Origin of the sequence: Pontimicrobium aquaticum (genome assembly GCF_005047595.1) — a bacterium.
Lineage (GTDB): Bacteria > Bacteroidota > Bacteroidia > Flavobacteriales > Flavobacteriaceae > Pontimicrobium > Pontimicrobium aquaticum.
Map to the genome: position 1 here is coordinate 357,877 of NZ_SUPL01000002.1, position 21,959 is coordinate 379,835.

At 33.0% G+C, this 21,959-nt stretch carries 16 protein-coding genes; 6 read left to right on the forward strand and 10 right to left on the reverse strand.

What is annotated here, in order from left to right:
• Positions 1 to 464 precede the first annotated feature (464 nt).
• On the forward strand, positions 465 to 2,243 hold the full coding sequence (argS, locus tag E5167_RS04495) for an arginine--tRNA ligase (RefSeq protein WP_136841464.1): 1,779 nt from the start codon (positions 465 to 467) through the stop codon (positions 2,241 to 2,243).
• 22 nt (positions 2,244 to 2,265) lie between these two features.
• Here argS and E5167_RS04500 read toward each other — a convergent pair whose 3' ends face one another.
• The 6 genes from E5167_RS04500 to E5167_RS04520 form a co-directional block, all read right to left on the reverse strand.
• The gene (locus tag E5167_RS04500; protein WP_136841466.1) at positions 2,266 to 3,303 is read right to left on the reverse strand and encodes a serine hydrolase domain-containing protein; all 1,038 of its coding nucleotides are present in this window, start codon (positions 3,301 to 3,303) and stop codon (positions 2,266 to 2,268) included.
• A 64-nt stretch (positions 3,304 to 3,367) separates the two neighbouring features.
• Positions 3,368 to 3,493, reverse strand: coding sequence for a hypothetical protein (locus E5167_RS15555; protein ID WP_262709575.1), 126 nt, complete (start codon positions 3,491 to 3,493; stop codon positions 3,368 to 3,370).
• Between the two features lie 541 nt (positions 3,494 to 4,034).
• Positions 4,035 to 7,271 (reverse strand): S41 family peptidase, encoded by a 3,237-nt coding sequence (locus E5167_RS04505; protein WP_136841468.1) that lies wholly within the window; start codon positions 7,269 to 7,271, stop codon positions 4,035 to 4,037.
• Between the two features lie 95 nt (positions 7,272 to 7,366).
• Positions 7,367 to 9,685: a TonB-dependent receptor plug domain-containing protein gene (locus tag E5167_RS04510; protein ID WP_169301374.1), complete on the reverse strand. Its 2,319-nt coding sequence runs from the start codon at positions 9,683 to 9,685 to the stop codon at positions 7,367 to 7,369.
• Positions 9,678 to 10,580, reverse strand: a complete 903-nt coding sequence (locus tag E5167_RS04515) for a FecR family protein (RefSeq protein ID WP_136841470.1) — start codon at positions 10,578 to 10,580, stop codon at positions 9,678 to 9,680. The genes E5167_RS04510 and E5167_RS04515 overlap by 8 nt, the downstream gene beginning before the upstream one ends.
• A 52-nt stretch (positions 10,581 to 10,632) precedes the next feature.
• On the reverse strand, positions 10,633 to 11,148 hold the full coding sequence (locus E5167_RS04520) for an RNA polymerase sigma factor (protein WP_136841472.1): 516 nt from the start codon (positions 11,146 to 11,148) through the stop codon (positions 10,633 to 10,635).
• A gap of 106 nt (positions 11,149 to 11,254) precedes the next feature.
• On the opposite strand from E5167_RS04520, the gene E5167_RS04525 reads away from it, so the two are divergent.
• The 5 genes from E5167_RS04525 (at position 11,255) to E5167_RS04545 (ending at position 18,212) form a co-directional block, all read left to right on the forward strand.
• Positions 11,255 to 13,246, forward strand: coding sequence for a hypothetical protein (locus E5167_RS04525; protein WP_136841474.1), 1,992 nt, complete (start codon positions 11,255 to 11,257; stop codon positions 13,244 to 13,246).
• A 163-nt stretch (positions 13,247 to 13,409) separates the two neighbouring features.
• Positions 13,410 to 14,741 (forward strand): signal recognition particle protein, encoded by a 1,332-nt coding sequence (ffh, locus tag E5167_RS04530; RefSeq protein WP_136841476.1) that lies wholly within the window; start codon positions 13,410 to 13,412, stop codon positions 14,739 to 14,741.
• 23 nt (positions 14,742 to 14,764) lie between these two features.
• Positions 14,765 to 15,646, forward strand: coding sequence for a bifunctional methylenetetrahydrofolate dehydrogenase/methenyltetrahydrofolate cyclohydrolase FolD (gene folD, locus E5167_RS04535; RefSeq protein ID WP_136841478.1), 882 nt, complete (start codon positions 14,765 to 14,767; stop codon positions 15,644 to 15,646).
• 91 nt (positions 15,647 to 15,737) lie between these two features.
• Positions 15,738 to 17,474: an alpha/beta hydrolase-fold protein gene (locus E5167_RS04540; protein WP_136841479.1), complete on the forward strand. Its 1,737-nt coding sequence runs from the start codon at positions 15,738 to 15,740 to the stop codon at positions 17,472 to 17,474.
• A 93-nt stretch (positions 17,475 to 17,567) separates the two neighbouring features.
• The gene (locus tag E5167_RS04545; protein ID WP_136841481.1) at positions 17,568 to 18,212 is read left to right on the forward strand and encodes a hypothetical protein; all 645 of its coding nucleotides are present in this window, start codon (positions 17,568 to 17,570) and stop codon (positions 18,210 to 18,212) included.
• On the opposite strand, the gene E5167_RS04550 is transcribed toward E5167_RS04545, so the two are convergent.
• From E5167_RS04550 to E5167_RS04565, 4 genes are all read right to left on the reverse strand, one after another.
• Entirely contained in the window at positions 18,209 to 19,801 is a 1,593-nt protein-coding gene (locus tag E5167_RS04550) for a M1 family metallopeptidase (protein ID WP_136841483.1), read from the reverse strand. The two genes, E5167_RS04545 and E5167_RS04550, sit on opposite strands and share 4 nt — an antisense overlap.
• 12 nt (positions 19,802 to 19,813) lie before the next feature.
• Positions 19,814 to 20,236: a VOC family protein gene (locus E5167_RS04555; RefSeq protein ID WP_136841485.1), complete on the reverse strand. Its 423-nt coding sequence runs from the start codon at positions 20,234 to 20,236 to the stop codon at positions 19,814 to 19,816.
• Between the two features lie 82 nt (positions 20,237 to 20,318).
• Positions 20,319 to 21,107: a 23S rRNA pseudouridine(2604) synthase RluF gene (gene rluF / locus E5167_RS04560; protein ID WP_136841487.1), complete on the reverse strand. Its 789-nt coding sequence runs from the start codon at positions 21,105 to 21,107 to the stop codon at positions 20,319 to 20,321.
• Between the two features lie 21 nt (positions 21,108 to 21,128).
• Positions 21,129 to 21,956: an alpha/beta hydrolase gene (locus tag E5167_RS04565; protein WP_136841489.1), complete on the reverse strand. Its 828-nt coding sequence runs from the start codon at positions 21,954 to 21,956 to the stop codon at positions 21,129 to 21,131.
• Positions 21,957 to 21,959: the final 3 nt, after the last annotated feature.

Here is a 21,959-nt window from a genome sequence, read left to right on the forward strand (position 1 = left end):
ACTAATGTATTACCTAAACTCACCTTGAGGGAAAGGAAAATTAAGTATATACTAGTAAGCAAACTATTTGCTTTATAACTAAAAGTAGTTGTTATCATCGTTGGGGACCGAAATTAATAGCTTAACAAAAGTTGACAAAACAGATAGAAAACCCTAATTTCTGCGTTTTAAAGCAAATAAATTAGATAAAAGGAACAATATTTTTTTGAAAAAAAAGTTGCTATCGACCAACGGTAAAAAAATTGGAAAAACTACACTCTTATCGATGAAATGCATTTATTTAATTATCATTTTTTCGATAAAGCGTAAAATATTATGAATTAGCATGTTACGCTTATTTTTAAAATCACATATAGAGTAAGTTTTGATAATTACTTTAGGGTTTTTGCACTCAGCATAAAACTTTAAAATATACTATATAGCTTAGTAAAAGTTTTATCTTTGTAGCTTAAAATTTAGTAATAATGACAATTCAAGAGACTTTATCTCATCATATTAAAGAGGCATTCCAATCTTTATATCATGCTAACATAGAAACCGTTGAATTTCAGGCCACCCGAAAAGATTTTGAAGGTGATATAACGATAGTGACTTTTCCAATGTTGCGTATCGTTAAGATGAATCCAGTCCAATTAGGAGAAGACCTTGGTAATTATTTAGTAGAAAATGTAGCTGAGGTAAAGACGTTTAATGTAGTAAAAGGCTTTTTGAATCTTGTTATTGATGATGTGTTTTATTTGAATTTTTTTAACAACATAAAGGATAATTCTACCTATGGATATAAGCCTCAAACCAAAGAGTCTATTATGGTTGAGTATTCTTCGCCTAATACAAACAAGCCTTTACACTTAGGACATATTAGAAATAACTTATTAGGATATAGTGTTGCCGAAGTTTTAAAAGCCGCTGGACATAAAGTATATAAAACCCAAATTATTAACGATAGAGGGATACATATTTGTAAAAGTATGTTGGCCTGGAAGCGTTACGGTAAAGGTGAAACACCTGAGAGTACAGAGTTAAAAGGAGATAAGCTAGTTGGGAATTATTATGTGAAGTTTGACCAAGAATATAAAAAAGAGATATCCAATTTAATTTCAGAAGGAAAAACGGAAGAGACTGCAAAGAAAGAAGCACCAATTTTGTTAGAAGCACAAGACATGCTACGTCAATGGGAAGCAGGAGATGAAGAGGTTGTTGCTTTATGGAAAATGATGAATGGTTGGGTGTATGATGGTTTTGAAGAAACATACAAAAACTTAGGTGTAGATTTTGACTGTTATTATTACGAGAGCGACACTTATTTATTAGGTAAAGAATTCATTGCCGAAGGATTAAAAAGTGGTGTATTTTATAAAAAAGAAGATGGCTCTGTTTGGTGTGATTTAACCGAAGATGGTTTAGATGAAAAAATAGTATTGAGAGCAGATGGTACGGCAGTATATATGACACAGGATATAGGTACAGCTATACAACGTATTAAGGATTATCCAGATGTTGGAGGCATGGTTTATACTGTTGGTAATGAGCAAGATTATCACTTTAAAGTCTTGTTTTTAATACTTAAAAAACTTGGGTTTGATTGGGCTAAAAACCTGTATCATTTAAGCTATGGTATGGTAGATTTACCAAGCGGTAAAATGAAGAGTAGAGAAGGTACCGTTGTTGATGCTGACGATTTAATTGTTGAAATGGCTAATACAGCCAAAGAATTATCTCAGGATTTAGGAAAGCTCGATGGTTACACTGAAGAAGAAAAACAAGATATTTACAATACTATAGGCCTAGGTGCTTTAAAGTATTTTATTTTAAAGGTAGATCCTAAAAAACGCATTTTGTTTGACCCAAAAGAATCGGTAGATTTTCAAGGAAATACAGGACCTTTTATTCAATACACCTATGCTAGAATACAAGCTATATTACGTAAAGCGGACTTTGATACAAATGCCACTTTTAGAGCAGAAGATATGTTGCTCCATGAAAAAGAAAAAGAACTTGTTAAACAGTTACAGTTATTTCCAGAGGTTATAGAGAATGCAGCTCAAAACCATAGTCCTGCATTAATTGCTAATTATACGTACGATTTGGTTAAGGAGTTCAATTCGTTTTACCAAAATGTATCAATTTTAGGTACTGAGAATCAAAGCGAGAAAGTGTTTAGGGTACAATTATCTAAAACGGTAGCCAATACCATTAAAAATGCGTTTGCTTTACTTGGTATTAATGTGCCTGAACGTATGTAGTTTTATGTTGTAAAAAAGGGTTTTATAAACTTTTTTGCCTTTTCAGAATTTTAGCAATTCTATTATTAATAATTTCTGATAAATTCCAATTGTACAGTTTAGGGTCAGTTGTATTATAAAACGCAATAATAACAGCATCAAGATCCTTATAATATTTAGCAAAACTTTGGTATCCTGGAACCCAACCTGCATGCTCGTACTCGTAAATGGAATTGTATATTTCTTGTTCTCCAGGTTTGAATAGGGATCCATCGTTTAAAGCTCTTAAAAAAGTACCCACGTCTTCCGCTGTGGCTAGCATACCATGTTCGTCAGTTTTTAAATCAGAGGGATGCCCTACATGATAACCACTCATTACATCATCAATATTCACTTCATTAAGCGAACCAAAGGTATTGTTAAGATGTAACGGTTTTAAAATCTCGTTTTGAATGAATTTAAAATTGTCATAACCCAGTACATCATCCATTATCTTATTAATTAAAAGATAATTCGTGTTGCAATATTCATAATCTTCATTAGGTTCAAAATTAGCAGGCTTATCCAGAATCAAAGCAAGACCTTCTTCATAGGTTTCTGTTGGTGCTGCCCAAAAATTAGGAGCATCGGTAAAATTAGGAATACCACTTCTATGCTGTATCATCAACCTTAAAGTAATTTTTTCAGCGTTTTCGATTCTTCCTGTAAGTTCTGGTAAATAATCAGCAATTGTTTTATCTAGAGATAGGCGTCCATCATTTACCAATTTGGTAACCGCTATAGCATCATATAATTTACTAATACTTGCAATCTTAAATAGTGCTTTAGGTTTTGCAGGTATTTTAGATTCTCTATTATGCCAACCTGAAGCAAAGTATTGAGGAGGTTGGTCAGCTTGATCTACATAAACAATCATTCCTTCAAATCCATAACCAATAGCTTGATCTAATTGTTCTTGAACTGTATCTGGTAGCGGTAGTATCCATGCTTTTACTAATAACCATGGAACAAAGAATAGTGAGGATATGGATGCGGTTATTAATACTATTTTAAAAACTTGCTTAGTTTTTTTCTTTGCCATAAAATTTCAGTATAGGTAAACGAAAGTAGCAGTTTTTTCTTGTAAAGCCAAAGAATGATGCCTTCTAAAAAAGTTTCTTAATATCTTCGTTATCATCGTCATCTGTGTTTTTTTCGACTAGCTCAGTCAAGTTTTTTGGTAAATTGTCTTTGCCGTAGTAAACTATTGGTATAGGTAATATTGAAGCCATTCCAATTAGAAGTAAAAATAGGAATAAGCGCAAAAAACGTTTAAATTTTTGCATAGGTTATTTTATAAGATGATATAATATCTACCTCCAAGAATTTGGTGTAGATTGAATAAAGTTAAAGTGTAATTAACCTATGAAAGTATCTGCCTTTAGATTGGATTGTTTTTGTAAAATTTTAATGGATTTTAGTTGTAATGGTAAGTGTAAATATGTGGTTTTTTTATATTCAACATCACATAACATATCATGATGCTTCAAACAACATTTAAAATTGAAAATAGAGAAATTGTTTTTAAAAATTCCATGAACTTCTTTTAAGTTGATTCGATAGGTATTCTCACTTAAAGATTGCTTAAGGTTAGTAATTACCCAAGAAGTATTTACAGTATTTGCTTTTGTAAATACAGTGTTAGCTTGAAAGGTAATACAACAAGCTATAAGTGAAAAACTTAAAAAAAGAGATGTGATACGTTTTGTAAAAAACATAAAATAAATGTACAAATTTTATGAGTTACTAGTATGTTTATTTTACTTTTTTTAACTAATCATTTTTAAAAGATTTATTAGGATAAGGAGGAACCGGAGGTACCTCTCTCGGGTCTTTAGCAATCAATTCTTTTAGGTGCTTTATTGCTGCTTCTAATTGCGCATCTTTACCATTAAAAGTAGCGTGAGGTAGATTATCTACTTCAATATCTGGGACAAAGCCATGTCCTTCAATTAACCACTCTCCATTGTCACCATAAACCCCCATCATAGGTGCTCTTGCTAATCCATTATCAGTTAATCTATTAACACTACTTAACCAAATTTCGCCTCCCCAAGTACGCATGCCTATTGCTGTTCCCAATCCGAGTTTTTTAAATCCGTCAGCAAAAGCTTCGCCATCTGATGCGGTGTTTTCATCTACCAAAATAACAATGTGACCTCTAAAGGCATATTGCATATTCCAGTAAGGCTTTCCTGAACGAGATTTCCAATACATCCAAGCTTTACGTAATAGTTTTTCAAGTATAAAACTTTCTATATTTCCACCTCTATTATGGCGAACATCAATAATTAATCCTGGTCTGTCAAAAACAGGATAAAACTCTCTATACCATTGATTAATATCGTTACTTCCCATGGCTTGTAAATGCACATAACCAATGTTGTTATTGCTTTCTTTTTCAGTAATTAATCGCCTAGAGTACTCCCAATCTTTATAGCGTAAACTGTACATGCTTCCAATAGGCTTCACAATTACATCCTTACTATTGTTTTCTCTTCTGATACTAAGCTTTACTTGTTTGCCAATTTGATTTCTAATGAGTTCACCAATGTCTATCGATTCTAATGATGGTTTACCATTAATATGTGTAATAATATCTCCAACTCTTACATCTAAATAAGGATCATCTAGTGGAGATTTTGTGTCTGGATAATCTGGATCGGCCTTATAAATATAATCGATACGATATCCATCAGTGTTTCTACTAAAGCGAGCGCCTAAATTTGCTACAGGAATATTCGAGCTATCGTTTCGAGTATCTCCACCTCTAACACTTGTGTGTAAAGCAGAAAGTTCCCCAACAAAGCGACCAATAAGATCTGATAATTCATTTCTAGTAGTAACACGATTTATTAAAGGGTAGTACTTGTCATGCATTTTTTTCCAATCAACGCCATGCATATTTTTATCGTAAAAATAATCACGCTCCATACGCCACGCATCAGTAAAAATTTGCTTCCAATCTTCTAAAGGCGTAATGGCAAATTTCCAACCACTTAAATCAATCTTACCACTATTTAAATCTCCTATTTTTTCAGTGCCAGCATTTACCATATAGAAGCTACTTCCTTTTCTAATGAGCAATTTTTTCCCATTTCCTGTTAATTGATAGTTTCTTATACGTTCTGTTATGGTATTAACTTTTACATTGTCGTTTCCAATTTTTACCACTGCTAAATTTGTTTGTGAATTGGCACCAGTTGAGCTTGATAAAAAGTATAAGGCCTTGTTGTTTACTTCCAAATTTCTATAGTTCCCTGGAGGAACTGGAACTTCTTCAATGCGTTGTATAATACCATTTTTATCAATTTTAATAGACACAGGTTCTTTAGATTCTTCTTCTTTTGATGATTCCAAAATTAACTCATCATGCTCTCTAAAAGGTGATCGAGTGCCTTTTTGTAAAGCAATATGATATATTTTCTCACTAATATCAAAATAAGGTTCTGGTTGTCGTGGTCCCCAAGGTGATCCAACTAGTGTTCTAAAATTTCTATCAGAAATAAAGTAAATAAACTTTCCATCTAGACTCCATTTAGGGTTTAAACTATTAGCTCTGTCTGTTGTTATTGGGAAAGTGTCATTGGCATCTAAACCATGTACTAAAATTTGTGCCATAGTATTATTGGCAGATTGTGTAAATGCTAACCATTTACTATCTGGTGACCAAGAGAAATCGTAAATACCTTCTTCATTTGTTGATATTTTTTTACTTCTACCATTGGCAAGATTTAGTATAAACAGGTTATTTTCTAAATCATTATAAGCCATCCATTTGCCGTCTGGAGAAGGCATTCCTGCAAATCTTAATACGTTGCCATCTTTTGTAATGTGTTGCGGTTTATCTTTTCCATGCGCATCTATTTTTATAAACTCAAATTCACCACTTTCATCCGATAAGGTGTAGATGTTTTTACTATCGGAAGAAAATATAGCGTCTCGGTAACGTACATCTTTTTGATGTGTAAATTCTACAAATCTACCTGATTTTACTGGAGCAATAAAAGCACGACCTCTAGCAGTAATAACAATACGTTCTCCTTTCTTATCAGGAAAAACAGAGGTAATGTAACTAGATGGATTTTCAACCCATTTTTCGTGAAGTTGATCAAGATCTGATTGAAGTCTAATATTAACTTTTTTGGTTGCATTAGAAGCAACATTATAGTGCCAAATATCTGCGCCTAATTGGTAAACAATATTGCCATTGTGTTGTTTAGCATAGCGGACATCAAAACCTTCATGCCTAGTGTGTTGTTTTAAGTCGCTACCATTTTCGTCCATGGACCAAATATTCATGGTACCATCTCTATCTGTAATAAAATAGACACGATTGTTATACCACATTGGATGATGACTTCCACCAGTATAATCGGTGGTTAATTTTATAGCTTCTTTACTTCCATTGGTAAATTTCCATATTTGTCTTGCAGTTCCACCTTTATAACGCTTAGTTACATTACCATGATATGAAGGACGAACAAAAAACACCGTATTTCCTGATGGATTATAAGTTGCTTCACTAGCTTGATGTAAAGGTACTCTTTGTTTCTCTTTGGTTTGTGTATTAATAGTTACCAACTGTCTGTCTGGTAAGGTAGCAAAAGCTCTTGTGTCGTAAACAATTTCGCCATTTGGTGTCCACATATTAACAAGGGAAGCATCACTTTCGTAAGTCCATCGCATTGGTAATCCACCTGTAATTGGCATGGTATATACTTCAACGGGGCCTTCATAACTAGCAGAGAACGCAATGGTTTTTCCGTCAGGAGAAATGGCTGGGTTAAATTCTTCTTCGGCATGAGTGGTTAGTCTTTGAGCAAGTCCGCCGTTTAATGGAACGCTCCATAAATCGCCTTCAGCTGCAAATATAACAGTGTTTTCATGTATAGTTGGTGTGCGATAGTATCCTTCAAACCCTTGGGAAAAGACAGAGGTTGAAGAAAAAATAAAAGAAATAAAAATGATTAAAAACTGGTGCTTAAGTGTGTTGGTTTTAGAATTCATGCCAAGAGACTTTTATTAAATTAATTAAAAGCAGTAGTTAAATAGAATAAATTAGAAGGCTAAGCTAAGGTAGTTTATTTTAAATGATTTTCAAATTACAAAAAGTGTATCCTAAAACTAAAGTTTGGAGTGATGCCAAGTGATGAATTTTCTATTTTTGATATATTGTCGTCACTATCAATGATATAGTAGGTATTGATAATGTTTTCTTTGTTGAGTAGGTTCCATATTGAAAAACCAGCAATCGCATTAGTATTATTAGCAACCTTAAAGGTATAAGTTGTTGAAAAATCAGTTCTTAAATAGTCCTCAATATTACTGCTATTTGGAGACGCATAGTTTATAGTATTGTTGGTATTTGGGTTTGTAGTGTCTGGTATAGTATAAGGCTTGCCTGTTCTCCAATTAAAGCCTAAAGCAAACTTAAATTTGTTTGTGCTGTATGTGCCTGCAAAAGTTAATGCGTGTGTTATATCTACATTATTTGGAAATGTATTGCCAAGGTTAAGGTCTTTAAACATATAGTCATTTTTACTATACGAATAACTAAACCAAATACTAGTTCTATCAAATTGTTTGTTAATTAAAAAATCTAAACCTTTAATTTGATAATTTCCTATAGTATTTACAAATTGAAATTGATTTTGAAACCCTTGACTTCTTGTATTAATGCCATCTACTTTTTTAATAAAGGCATCAACACTTAATAACCATCTGTCTTTATTAAACCTTACTCCAGTAGAAATTTGCTTGCTTTCAATTATTGGAATATCATTGTTGTTTGCTAGTACCCAACGTCTTTTTTCGATACCTAAAAAATCATTTTGTAAGTCAATAATTTGTGATGTTGTTTGACTTTTTAATTCTCCAAGAAGTTCAAATCTAAAGTTGCTTAAAAACCGTTGATTAAAACTAAATCGAGGTTCAAAACGTGTTTTAGAGAATTTTTCAAAATAGTTGCCTCTAACTCCAAATTTCAACAATGTGCCTTTAGAATTTGATGAAAAATCCAGCTCACTAAATATTGAATGCGTTCGAATAACTTCTTTAATATAGCTTCTAAAAACAGGGTTATTAACATCTTCTAAATTACTAACACCAACCTCTGAAAATTGATAACCACTTTTCAATTTCAAATTATCATTAAACTGATAATTTATTTGTGTTTTAATGCCATTATCATATACTTGATTTTCTTGTATGAGTCGTTGGTTATTTAAGACATCAAAATTGGTGGCATCTAAATTATATTTTGAAGCATAGGCTTGAATAGAAGTAGTAAATTGAGAGTTCCAGTCTCTAGTATAATCAACTGAAGCTGCAATATTACTTTGTGTAATACTGCTGTTTAACTCTTCATCTACATTATTTACTCTAGATTGCTCGTTGTAGTTAAGGTTATTGAAGACGTTTAAAAAGTTAGCTCTTATCTTGTCCTTTTTAGAGAGATCGTACAAAAATTTTACAGTAGCATCATAAAAATAAAAACGTTCATCTTTTGATACAGAATTGTTGTTTTGATTGTTGGTAAGGTCTGTATCTTGAAAAATACGTTTAAAGTATTGATCATAAGTTGGTGTAGCAATTAAATCTGTAAGAGAGCGTCTTGCCGAAAGTTGTATCTCCATTTTTTTACTCAACGGTACTTTTGCATAAGCATCACCATTTATAAAGTTAAAACCTCCACCACCAATTGATTTTTCACTAATGGTGTTAGACGATTGCATATCAATAACGCTAGATACACCATCACCATACATAGCACTTGTACCATTTTTTGAGACACTAACAGTTTCTGTTAAATAAGGATTAAATGCAGAAATTAAACCAAAAAAGTGACCAGATTGATACATTTTAATACCATCCCAAAGCATTAAATTTTGGTCATGAGTGCCTCCACGAATATTAACGTTGGAAACCCGTTCATCTACGCTAATAACTCCAGGAAGTGACTGTACCGTCTGTAACACATCTGGTTCGATAAGTCCTGGTAATATCCCAAATGATTCTGGTTTAATGTTCGTAGAACCATCGTTGCTCAGAGAGATGCCTTTAGTTAAGTAGTTACTTATTACAACTTGTTCTAAGTATTGTGTTTTAAATGATTTTAACTCCTTTTTATCTTCTTCTTTTTTAATAATTAGAATTTTATCATTTAAAGTTTCAAAGTATAGATTTGTATGTTTAGAAATATAATTTAAAAGATCTTTAAGTGATAATTCTGTAGATAGTTTTGCTATTGTTGTATTTTTTACATTGGCATCAGCATATGTAAAAGAAACATTATGTTGTTTTTCAATTTGCTTTAAAAAATCAATAAGAGGAATTGTTTCTTTATTTGTTTGAGCAGAAACCGTCAAAAAACTAAAGAAAAGTAAAACAATGTATAGAAAACGTAATGTTGTTCTAGTCACGTGTTAATTCTATGGTGGATTTGTTTTTAAAATTATAAGTTACATCTAAAGGTAGCGTTATTTCTTTTAATGCCACTTCTAAATTGTTATGGCTAAAACTTCCAGTAAATAATTGTTTTAAATCTATGTTTTGAGGGTTTATAGACACATTGTATTGCCTTTCGAATTCACGAATTACGTACTCGAAAGGCATACTTTTAAAGTAGCTTTCATTATTAATCCACGAAGGATATAACGATGTTTCTTTTTCTTTAGCAATTAATTTCCCATCAATTTTTAAAAAGCTATTTCCAGGTTTAAGTATTACAATGTCACTATTATGAGTTACTTTAACGGAACCTTCGTAACAAATTACTTCAAAATAATCGTCGCGTTGCTTAACGTTAAATTCTGTTCCTAAAACGGTAACGATACCGTGTTTTGTTTTTACATTAAAAGTAGATCCTTTGGCCACTTTAAAAAATGCTTCACCTTCTAAAGTCACATCACGATGTTTATCCCAACGACTCTTATTATAGACTAAATGAGATTTAGCGTTTAGTGAAACATTCGAGGCATCTGGCAATTCAATAGTAGTTTTTTGAGCTGCAAGCGTGTTAATATTGGTGTCTAAAGTTGTTGTGTAATAATACACAGAGAAAGAAATTGCAAATATCGCAGCAATTCTTAAAACTGGACGTAACCAATGTGTTTTGGATTCTTTTTTAGAGGTGTTAATATTTTGCAAGACAGTATTAAGCCCTTCCTGAACATTGTATTCAGGAGCTTTAAATCGAGTTAGATTGTTTGAAAGAGTTGTCAATTCCTTATAATCTTTAAGCTTTTTAAAAGCTTCAAGTTCCTGAGGATTTAACTCATTATTTAACCATTTCTTTATTAATTCTTCGCGTTCCATAATATTAATTACACCTATATAACAATCTACTTTAAAAAACTCCTACCTCTTTTTAAATTTCTTTAATATCTTCTCTTAATTTTTTTAGTGCACCATAAATTCGTTTTTCAACAGCCTTTTGAGAAATATCTAAAAGCACAGCAATTTCTCTATGTTTTTTGCCTTCAATTCTATTAAGTAAAAAAGCAGTTCGTTGGGCTTCACTTAAATTTGCAATTGCCTTTTGCAGTTTATCCATGTACTCATTTCCTTCTAAAATAAATTCGGGAGTTTCATTGGTATGCGTTTTAGGCTTTGTTTTTTGATACTTTAAAACTACTTTTTGATGTGAAGCTTCATTAAGCATTAAATTATTGGCAACCGTAAATAAAAAGGACTTAGCTTTGCTAGGAGTTACTTTACCACAATGTTCCCATAATTTAATAAAGGCTTCTTGTACTTTGTCTTTCGGATTAAAATGCTCACCAAATTTATAGTACAAAAAATCGTGTAGGTTTTTTGAATGCTTTTCAAAAAGGCTTGAAAACAATCGTTCGTTGCAAATATTGTCACTTATATCTTTACTCATTAAAATATCTTGGTGTGGTAAAAATAAAAAAAAAGAAATATGAGGGTAGGAGTTTTTAAAGTTTAGTTGTTTTATAAGAAAAATGTATAAAACGAAAACCTACATTATGAAAACGAAACTAAACTACACGCTATTATTAGCCTTTTTTGCCCTTTTAACTTTTTCTTCGTGTCAAGAAGAAGTAATCCAGATTACGCAACCTAACGAAGACCAAGTTATAGCTCCACAATCTACCTTGGCTGGATTAATGAAATCTACATCTTCTAATAATGGAACTACTGACGATATTATGGACAATGCTAATTGCTTGTCGGTGAATTTACCAGTGACTATTGTCGTGAACGGTATAACAATTACTATTGAAACTGAAGAAGACCTAGATTATATTGAGGATGTTTTTGATGAATTTAATGATGATGATGACACTTTAGAATTTATCTTTCCAATTACGATTATTTTAAATGACCATACAGAAGTGGTTATTGAGAATATGGATCAGCTAGAAGACTTTATAGATAGATGCGATACAGAAGAGGTTATTGAATGTGTGGACTTTAAATATCCAATTTCATTCTCGATTTACAATACAGATTTTCAAGTGATTGAAACTGTTGTTATAGAGAATGATAGAGAATTATATCAATTCATGGAAAGAATAGACGATGCAGATGAAGCTATTTTGGCAAGCTTAAACTTTCCTGTGAAAATGATTTTTGCTAATGGTGAAATAGTCGAAGTTTTTAATAATGAAGAGTTAGGAAACATTATAAATGAGGCAGATGATATGTGTAATGAATATGAAGATTGTGATAAGGAAGAAGTAGATGAAGATTTAATGGAATGTTATTGGAAAATATTTACATATAATAGCGACGATCATTTAAGACCTTACCACCTTGTTTTTATGGAAAATAATTCTTTAAAAATTCTTAATCCAGATGGATCAATGACTGTGTATGGAGAATGGAATACTAGAGAAACAGACAATGGCGTTGTTCTAAATATTACAGAATTAAATGCTTTTGATGAAGATTTAAGCGGCGAGTGGTTAATAAAAGAATGTGACGATGATAGATTTGAACTTTTAAGAGAAGGAGATACAGCTGGCGCAAATGATACTACAATGGTATTAAAGCAACGTTGCGAAGATGAACCAGATTGTACTGCACAAGAAATAAAAAGAAATTTAATAGACTGCTCATGGTTTGCTGGTACAAATGTATTTAGTAATACACAATATCCTAACTTTATGTTTAGTGACGACGGTAGTGTAATGGTAGTAGATAGAGAAAACAATATTGAAGTTTCAGGGACTTGGGAAGTAGCTCTAACAGATTATGGTATTAAATTAATTTTAGAATTACCTGTACCATATAATGACTTATCTGGTTATTGGAAAATTTATGAATGTGATGATGATAGAATTAAAGTAATTCGTGATGATTATTATATAGTCTTTGAAAAAGAATGCGATAGTCCATTTGACTGTTTCGAGAATAAAGATGTAGTTATTTGTGATGATAGTGTTGAGTTTGACGGAATAGCAACATTTAATTTAAATGATGTTTATGATGAATGTCCAAATGATGATGTAGAAATTACATTCCATTTAAGTGAAGCAGATGCGCACGATAATGTAAATGCTTTACCATCAGAATATACAAACACAAACAATCAACAACCTATTTGGGTTAGAGTGACTTTGGCAGGAACAAATAGATACGAAATTTTCTTCGCTGTACTTTATGTAGAGGATTGTAGTGATGACTGTACAGAAGAGATGGTAGATTCATATTTAGTAGAAGAGAATTGTCATTGGATACCAGTTACAATTAATAGTAGTAACGATTTTAATGGTTACGATTTCTATTTCAACGCAAATCAAAACTTAGTTATCAAAGATGCCTCAGGAAATGAAACTGTTGGTACATGGTCAACTAGTGCAGGAACAGGAACAGGTGTAGTAATAAGCATTAGTCAAATAGCAAGTCCTTTCGAGCCTTTCAACAAAGATTGGGTGGTTGTTGAATGTGGTGCAGAACGTATGGTACTTGTTAATGATAATGTAGAATTAATTATAGAAAGAGAATGTCTGTAAAGACATAATAATATACGAGCTTTCAAAAAAGCTTTAGTTGTTTTTAGTTATTGGTTAAACAAAAAGGGTTGCAATTTAATTGCAACCCTTTTTTATGATGTTATAACTTCTATTATACGCTTCAAATTATTAAATTTGCATTTCTCAAAATTAGAAGTAGAATATGTTTAATAATTTAAGCGATAAGTTAGATAAAGCACTCCACGTCTTAAAAGGTCATGGAAGTATCACCGAAGTAAATGTAGCTGAAACTTTAAAAGAAGTAAGAAGAGCGCTTTTAGATGCCGATGTTAACTTTAAAATTGCTAAAGAGTTTACCAATAGGGTAAAAGAAAAAGCTTTAGGTCAAAATGTATTAACAACATTACAGCCAGGGCAATTAATGGTTAAAATCGTTAAGGACGAGCTAACCGAATTAATGGGTGGCGATGCCGCAGGGATTAATCTTTCAGGAACACCTTCAGTGATTTTAATGTCTGGTTTACAGGGTTCTGGTAAAACAACATTTTCAGGAAAGCTTGCTAACTACTTAAAGAACAAAAAAACGAAACGTCCGTTATTGGTAGCGTGTGATGTATATCGTCCAGCAGCAATCGATCAATTGCATGTTGTTGGTGAGCAAATTAATGTTGAGGTTTTTAGCGATAGAGGTAATAATAATCCTGTAGCTATTGCTCAAGCTGGTGTAGCCCATGCAAAGGCTAACGGGTTTAACGTAGTAATTATAGATACCGCTGGTCGTTTAGCTGTAGATGAGGCTATGATGACCGAAATCTCTAACATTCATAAAGCTGTACAACCTCAGGAAACTCTTTTTGTTGTAGATTCAATGACAGGTCAGGATGCTGTAAATACAGCAAAAGCCTTTAACGATGTATTAAATTTTGAAGGTGTTATCTTAACAAAACTTGATGGTGATACACGTGGTGGAGCTGCTATATCAATCAAGTCGGTTGTAAATAAACCTATCAAGTTTATTGGGACAGGAGAGAAGATGGATGCTATTGATGTATTCTATCCTTCTCGTATGGCGGAGCGTATTCTTGGAATGGGAGACGTGGTATCGTTAGTAGAGCGTGCACAAGAACAATTCGATGAAGAAGAAGCGCGTAAACTTCAAAAGAAAATAGCCAAGAACCAATTTGGTTTTGATGATTTCCTAAAGCAAATCCAGCAAGTAAAGAAAATGGGAAGCATGAAGGATTTAATGGGAATGATTCCTGGTGCTGGAAAAATGATGAAAGATGTTGATATTGAGGATGATGCCTTTAAGGGTATTGAAGCTATTATACATTCAATGACACCAGAAGAGCGTTCTACACCATCCATTTTAAATGCTAGTAGAAAAAAACGTGTTGCTAAAGGTTCTGGAACATCAGTACAAGAAGTAAATCAGTTGTTAAAGCAATTCAACCAAATGAGTAAGATGATGAAAATGATGCAAGGTGGTGGCGGAAGAAAAATGATGCAAATGATGAAAAATATGCCAAGATAATATTTAACTTAAAATAGCACAACATGACAATTCTAGACGGAAGAAAAGTTAGTAACGATATTAAAGATGAAATCGCTGAACAAGTAGCAGCAATGAAATCTAATGGCGAAAAAGTACCACATCTTGCAGCTGTGTTAGTTGGAACTGATGGTGCTAGTATGACTTATGTTGGAGCTAAAGTTAAAGCTTGTGAGCGTATAGGATTCGATTCTACATTAATTGATTTGCCAGAAGAAACTACCGAGGAAGAATTATTAAATCATATCGATAATTTAAATAACAATGATGACATTGATGGATTCATTGTACAATTACCTTTGCCAAAACATATTGACGAGCAAAAAGTATTAATGGCTGTTGACCCAGATAAAGATGTTGATGGATTTCATCCAACAAACGTAGGTAGAATGACTTTAGATTTACCATCTTTTTTACCAGCAACACCATTTGGGGTTTTAGAATTACTGGAGCGTTACAATGTTGAAACCTCTGGAAAGAACGTGGTTGTTATGGGACGTAGCCACATTGTTGGTCGCCCTATGAGTATTTTAATGAGCCAAAAGCGTAAAGCTGGAAATGCAACAGTTACTGTTGTACACAGTCGTACACAAAATCTTGCTGATTTTACTCGTGGTGCTGATATTATTGTGGCTGCCATTGGTATTTCAGAGTTTTTAACAGGAGATATGGTTAAAGATGGTGTGGTTATCATTGATGTAGGTATTACACGTGTTCCAGACGACATGAAAAAAAGAGGTTACAGACTTGCAGGTGATGTAGATTTTGAAAGTGTGAGCAAAAAAGCAAGTTACATTACACCAGTTCCTGGAGGTGTTGGACCAATGACTATTGCAATGCTTCTTAAAAACACCTTGCTAGCAAGAGAAATGCGTAGTAAAAAGTAACTATCACCCTGAGTGCAGTTGAAAAGTCTGTTCAGTATTTTTTTCTATCAAAAAAATGAGTACCTTTTTTACAAATTAAAAAGGTGTTCCTATGAGACTATTTAAAATCCTGTCCCTATCATTATGTTTTCTTGTTTTCAATTGTGAATCAACTACTAAAAAAACCAACTCTGTAGCAGTAAGTGTGTCGTTTTCTAACGATGCTAACAATCAACCTCTCGATGGGAGATTACTCTTAGTGTTTGCTGATAATAATGAACGTGAACCGCGTTTTCAAGTAAGTGAAGGGCTTAATGCGCAGCCCATTTTTGGAATGAATGTAGATGGTTTAGCACCTAACGAAAAAGTAGTGTTTGACGAAACTATTTCAGGGTTTCCATATCAAAGTTTAGGCGATATGGCACCTGGAACCTATTATGCGCAGGCAGTGTTACATACATATGAAACGTTTAATTTATCCACAGGACATACTGTAAAATTACCAATGGATAATGGCGAAGGACAACAGTGGAATCGCTCACCAGGAAATTTATATAGCACACCAATTCAGGTTGAGGTTACTGAAAATGGACTTAAAGACTTTGAAATAATTATGGATAATGTCATTCCAGAAATTGTACCTCCAGAAGATACCGAATGGATTAAGCATATTACCATGAAATCAGACTTACTATCCGAGTTTTGGGGACGCGATATGTATTTAGGAGCTCATGTGTTATTGCCAAAAGGGTTTGATGAACATCCTGAAGCCAAGTATCCGCTTATGGTATTTCAAGGTCATTTCCCATCAGATTTTGGAGGATTTAGAACCACGCCACCTGATGAAAACCTAGAACCTGTATATTCTGAAAGATTTGGAGTAGAAGGTTATAATATTATTCAGCAGCAGGAAGCTTACGATTTTTATAAGCGTTGGAACGAACCAGATTTTCCACGTTTCTTGATTATTGAAATTCAGCATCCAACACCATATTATGATGATTCGTATGCAGTGAATTCTGCTAACCAAGGACCTTATGGGGATGCATTGACGTATGAGTTAATCCCATATATTGAGAAAATGTTTAGAGGTCAAGGTGAAGGTTGGTCGCGATTTTTGTATGGAGGTTCTACAGGAGGTTGGGAAGCCTTAGCAGTTCAAGTAAAATACCCTGATGAGTATAACGGATGTTTTGCAGCATGTCCTGACCCAATTGATTTTGCAGCCTATTGCTTGACTAATATTTATGAGGATGAAAATGCGTATTTTGTTGGTGGTAAACATAAAAAAGTAGAGGTTCCAGGAAGTAGAGATTATTTAGGAAATATAAGTTCTACGGTTAGAGAGTCAAATCATCTGGAATTGGTGTTGGGAGATAAAACACGTTCTGGTGGACAATACGATATTTGGGAAGCTACCTATTCACCTCAAGGTGACGATGGGTATCCTGTAAGACTCTGGGATAAGGTCACAGGCGACATTAACCATGAAGTTGCCGAATACTGGAAAGAGAATTACGATTTACGACATATTTTAGAACGCGATTGGGATAAAGTAGGAGAGAAGCTTAAAGGGAAAATACATATTTACTGTGGTGATATGGATAACTATTATCTTAACAATGCCGTGTATTTAATGGAAGACTTTCTTGAAAGCACTACAGACCCTTATTATGCTGGAGAAGTAGATTATGGCGACAGAGCAGAACACTGTTGGAATGGTGATCATGAAAATCCTAATGCCATATCTAGATTGCGTTATAATGGTATGTACGTTCCTAAAATTATGAAGCGTATTGCTGAAAGTGCGCCAGCTGGAGCCGATTTAACGAGTTGGAGGTATAAGTAAAAATATCTTTTCCTAATTGAGAATACTTGTTTGCTCATTTTGTGTTTTTAACTAAGTAAGATGGTTTTAAATTTGTAAGAAATAATCTAAAAAATGAAGAATCGTCTTTTTCTATTACTTTTATTAATAATTCCCTTTTTTGTGTATAGTCAAGAAAAGATAAAAAGGGTTTATGAGATTTCGGTTATAAATTATCCTCAAATTATAGAACTTATTGAATATGAAAGTGGTGAATATTCTGGAAATATCATAACTAAGATAACGAAAGGAAAAAATCGAACAAGTTGGCTAAACAGAACATGGAGAAGTTTATGGAGAGTTGAGTCTAAAGAAATTATGGGTAAAACACCACTAGATGAAAAAGTTGTAGAAAAAGTAATGTCTAGACTAAAAGAAAATGGAATAGAAACTATTAAGAAATGTAGTGATGATAAAGAGTGTGATAATTATAGATTTTTAGACAGTGGAGCAGTTGCTTTTAGAATTAAACTTTCTAATAGTGAAAGAGAGTATCAATTTGATGAAATTTATCCATTAAAAGAAGATAATAAAGAAAAAATAGAATTACGGTTTAAAGTACAAAAACTAATAACAATTCTATATGAGCATATTGATATAAATCAAGGTTTTGCCGATTTGCTTGAAACTCTTCCAAAAGGGCATTATCATTGGTATCGTGCAAGTGGACACTCAATTGTTACAATAAATAATAGGGAACTAAAAAAACAAAAACTTTAGTTTTCACTTTCAAACAACAACCAAGAATTTGGGTCAATAACCACCTCTTTAACTTTTCCTTTTACATCTAATTTGGCTGTAGCCTTTTTATCTTTTACAGATAAAGTCACTACTTCCGAAGAGTCGTCTTCATACACAAGTTTTAACTCTATTGGAAACGCAAAGACTACATCAGTTTTTTGGGTTTGCTCAATGTTAAATGTTAGTGTTTTGTTGTTCGATTTCCAAGAAGTTTTTAAAATTGGGTGTCCAGGTTGTTCTAACCATTGCTCAAAAAAGGCGTCTAATTCTTGTTTGGTAACGTCTTCAAACACATTTTTTAAATCGTCACTCGATGCATTTTTTAAAGCATACTTTTTGTAGTAAGCTCTTATGCTATTCCAAAAAGGAACATCACCTACTTTTTTACGTAACATATGTAGTATCCAGCCACCTTTTTGATAGGAGTTGGTATTGAGCAGTCGCATTAAACTTTTTGTATTGGAATCTAACACAGGTGTTAATTGTGTCTTGGAAAACTTAATAATTGCATCACGATTTTCATGAACTAATTCTAAAAAAGCATCTCTGCCTTTCATTTTTTCAACATATAAGTTGGTAAAATAAGTTGCAAATCCTTCACTTAACCAAACATGAGTCCAATCGCTTTCTGATGCTGAATTTCCAAACCATTGGTGTGCAATTTCATGTGCGATGAGGTTTTCAATTTTACGCTCACCACTCACCGAGTTTTCAAAATAGAAAATATTACTCGCATTTTCCATACCACCAAAACGTGTTTTAGACTGTACGTTCGCCAATTTTGAATAAGGATAAGGACCAACATGTTCTATAAAGAAGTTTAGAATGTCTTTTCCCATAGCATAATCGTAGAAACCAGCGTCCTTATTTTGTGGATATACCCAAGAAGAAATAGGAATATTATTGGTTTCGCCTATATGCTGTACTGCAAAACGCGCAATACCAATTACCATTACTTTGGTAGGAATGGGTACATCTGTTTTCCAAACATAATAGGTGTTTTGATTATCTAAATCGGTTTCTTCAACTTGGGTTCCATTTCCAACAACTTGATAATGTGAAGGAGCTGTTACATGCCATTCTACCAAAGCCTTGTCTGAAGGATGATCGACTGTTGGTAGCCATTGATGTGCTCTATTTGGCCAATTATCGCCAAAAAAAGTACGGTCGCCATATTTGTTTTTAGAAATTACCAAGCCATCTTTTGGAACTCCATGATATGTAATAGTGAATGTTTTTTGCTCACCAGAAGTTACATTGCTAAAAATGGTAAGTACGTTGTTTTGATGTTCAAATTTTACAGGATTTCCATTTTCAGAAACTGAGGTTACCATCATTCCTTTATCTGTCTCATCGGTATTTTCTAAGTCTAATTTAAAGCGCTCTAAATTTGAGGTAGCGATGAGGTTGACTTTAGATGCTCCTTGCATGTCATTATTATTGTCATTTACAGAAATATGAAACTCATATTTTTGAATATCAATAGCACCATAATCTGTGTAAACACGTTGACTATAAGAAGTAAAACTGAAACAAAAAGCGACTAAAAGGAAGATGATTTTTTTCATGGTAAGGATTAATTATTTAGCAAATAGTTGACTCATGTCTTTAAAGGCTTTAAACTCTAAAGCATTTCCTGAAGGATCTAAAAAAAACATAGTGGCTTGTTCACCAACTAGACCTTCAAACCTAATATAAGGTTCAATAATAAATTCGATGCCTTTAGTTTTTAATGATTCAGCAAAGGTTTGAAACGTATCCCAAGGAAGTACCACCCCAAAATGAGGTACGGGAACATTCTTTCCATCTACAGGATTGGTGTGTAGATCATCTGTAAATTTTTCTTTGTAATGAATCACCAGCTGATGTCCAAAAAAATCAAAATCTACCCAATGGTCGCTACTGCGTCCTTCAACGCAACCAAGCGTATCTCTGTAAAATGTTCTGCAAGTGTCTAAATTCCATACAGGGATTGCCAAGTGAAAAGGTGAAATTTGTATCATTGATTTCGTTTATAGCGTAAATTTACATTTTTTGTTGCATACAATTTATGTTCACAATAGATAAATAGTTCTATTAGTTATTCTAGTGCTTACGATTCCTTCGATTTGAAGAAAATTTATTCGTGTTTTGTATGTGAGATTTGTGAATTTTTGTTGAATCACTTAGTAATTCGTTAAGCGTTTTTAATTCGTTTGATGTTAACTCTCTGTAGCTTCCAACAGGAACGTCTAAAGGAATATTCATAATTCTTGTGCGCTGTAATTTGGTAACTTCATAATTTAAATATTCGCACATTCTACGTATTTGTCTATTTAATCCTTGGGTTAAAATAATGCTGAACGTATGTGAATTGATTTTCTTGACCTTACACTTTTTTGTGGTTTGATCTAAATCTTCCAAATAAATGCCACCAGACATTCTTTTTACAAAAGTTTGTGAGATGGGTTTGTCAACAGTCACTACATATTCCTTTTCGTGATTGTTGCTAGCCCTTAGAATTTTATTGACAATGTCTCCATCATCAGTTAACAGAATTAATCCTTCACTTGGTTTATCTAACCGTCCAATTGGAAAAATACGTTTGTGATAATTAATATAGTCAATGATATTATCTTTTTCAACGCTTGTATCTGTTGTACAAACAATGCCAACAGGTTTGTTAAAAGCTAAATAGGTGCGCTTAACTTCTTTGTTTTTAACGATTTCACCATCAACAGCCACCACGTCATTTTCGGAAACTTTAGTTCCCATTTCAGGAACAGTACCATTAATAGTTACACGTCCTTCTTCAATAAGTTTATCGGCTGCTCTACGAGAGCAATAGCCAGCTTCACTTAAATACTTGTTGAGTCGTGTTAGTTTTTCTTCCATAAGGCAAAAATAGTATAATTATTAGCTTTTTATAAAGTCAACAATGCTTTTGGTAACCTTGGTGTTATTAAGTGAATGTCCTAAGCCTTTTGTGGAAATTAACCTGCTATTTCTAAGGTTTAATTTGATAAGTTTTGCATCAGAAAAAGGAATAATAGGATCTTTCATGTCATGAATAATAAGTCCTTTAGCACTTATGTCTTTAGCAAATTTGGATGTAGAAAATTCTGTAGGAGCTGCTCCAAAACGATTGATGATTACCCTGTTTAAACCTTTTTCAATGTTTTTATTATAACCCAAAAGGTTGATGTAATTTTTTAAGACGCCTTCAAATTCTGAAGGCGCTCCAAGCAACACCATTTTTTGAATGGAATCTAATTGATATTTTTGTTGATAAAACACCAAAGCCATACCACCAACAGAATGTCCAATAACGATTTGAGGTTGGTGTTTTTTTGAGACAACATTAATAAACTCAGCATAGAGCAGTGCATTAAAAAACTTGCTACCTGAAGCACCATGAGCTGGCGCATCTAAGGCAATGACATTAAAGCCTTCTTCTACAAAAGTGTCTATTTTTCGTTTCCAGCGAGCAGAATTACTTTCCCAGCCATGCACTAAGAGAATGGTTGCTTTATCTCCTTTCCAATGGTAGGTGGCAATTCTTAAATCGTCATACCGTAAAAACTCTTTTTTTGCAGTATTTAAAAAAGCATCGTGTTTTGATGTTAACTTTCCTTTACGTGGTTTTGAAAATAAATGGAGTGCTTTATTGGCCGCATAATCTGGTGACACATAACTTAAAATGTTAAGATAAGTACCAACAAGTTTTATGATATATTTTTCCATAAA

Coding starts and splice junctions, on each gene's coding strand:
- argS (WP_136841464.1), top strand. CDS start 465: ATGACAATTCAAGAGACTTTATCTCATCATATTAAAGAGGCATTCCAA.
- E5167_RS04500 (WP_136841466.1), bottom strand. CDS start 3,303: ATGGCAAAGAAAAAAACTAAGCAAGTTTTTAAAATAGTATTAATAACC.
- E5167_RS15555 (WP_262709575.1), bottom strand. CDS start 3,493: ATGGCTTCAATATTACCTATACCAATAGTTTACTACGGCAAAGACAAT.
- E5167_RS04505 (WP_136841468.1), bottom strand. CDS start 7,271: ATGAATTCTAAAACCAACACACTTAAGCACCAGTTTTTAATCATTTTT.
- E5167_RS04515 (WP_136841470.1), bottom strand. CDS start 10,580: ATGGAACGCGAAGAATTAATAAAGAAATGGTTAAATAATGAGTTAAAT.
- E5167_RS04520 (WP_136841472.1), bottom strand. CDS start 11,148: ATGAGTAAAGATATAAGTGACAATATTTGCAACGAACGATTGTTTTCA.
- E5167_RS04525 (WP_136841474.1), top strand. CDS start 11,255: ATGAAAACGAAACTAAACTACACGCTATTATTAGCCTTTTTTGCCCTT.
- ffh (WP_136841476.1), top strand. CDS start 13,410: ATGTTTAATAATTTAAGCGATAAGTTAGATAAAGCACTCCACGTCTTA.
- folD (WP_136841478.1), top strand. CDS start 14,765: ATGACAATTCTAGACGGAAGAAAAGTTAGTAACGATATTAAAGATGAA.
- E5167_RS04540 (WP_136841479.1), top strand. CDS start 15,738: ATGAGACTATTTAAAATCCTGTCCCTATCATTATGTTTTCTTGTTTTC.
- E5167_RS04545 (WP_136841481.1), top strand. CDS start 17,568: ATGAAGAATCGTCTTTTTCTATTACTTTTATTAATAATTCCCTTTTTT.
- E5167_RS04550 (WP_136841483.1), bottom strand. CDS start 19,801: ATGAAAAAAATCATCTTCCTTTTAGTCGCTTTTTGTTTCAGTTTTACT.
- E5167_RS04555 (WP_136841485.1), bottom strand. CDS start 20,236: ATGATACAAATTTCACCTTTTCACTTGGCAATCCCTGTATGGAATTTA.
- rluF (WP_136841487.1), bottom strand. CDS start 21,107: ATGGAAGAAAAACTAACACGACTCAACAAGTATTTAAGTGAAGCTGGC.
- E5167_RS04565 (WP_136841489.1), bottom strand. CDS start 21,956: ATGGAAAAATATATCATAAAACTTGTTGGTACTTATCTTAACATTTTA.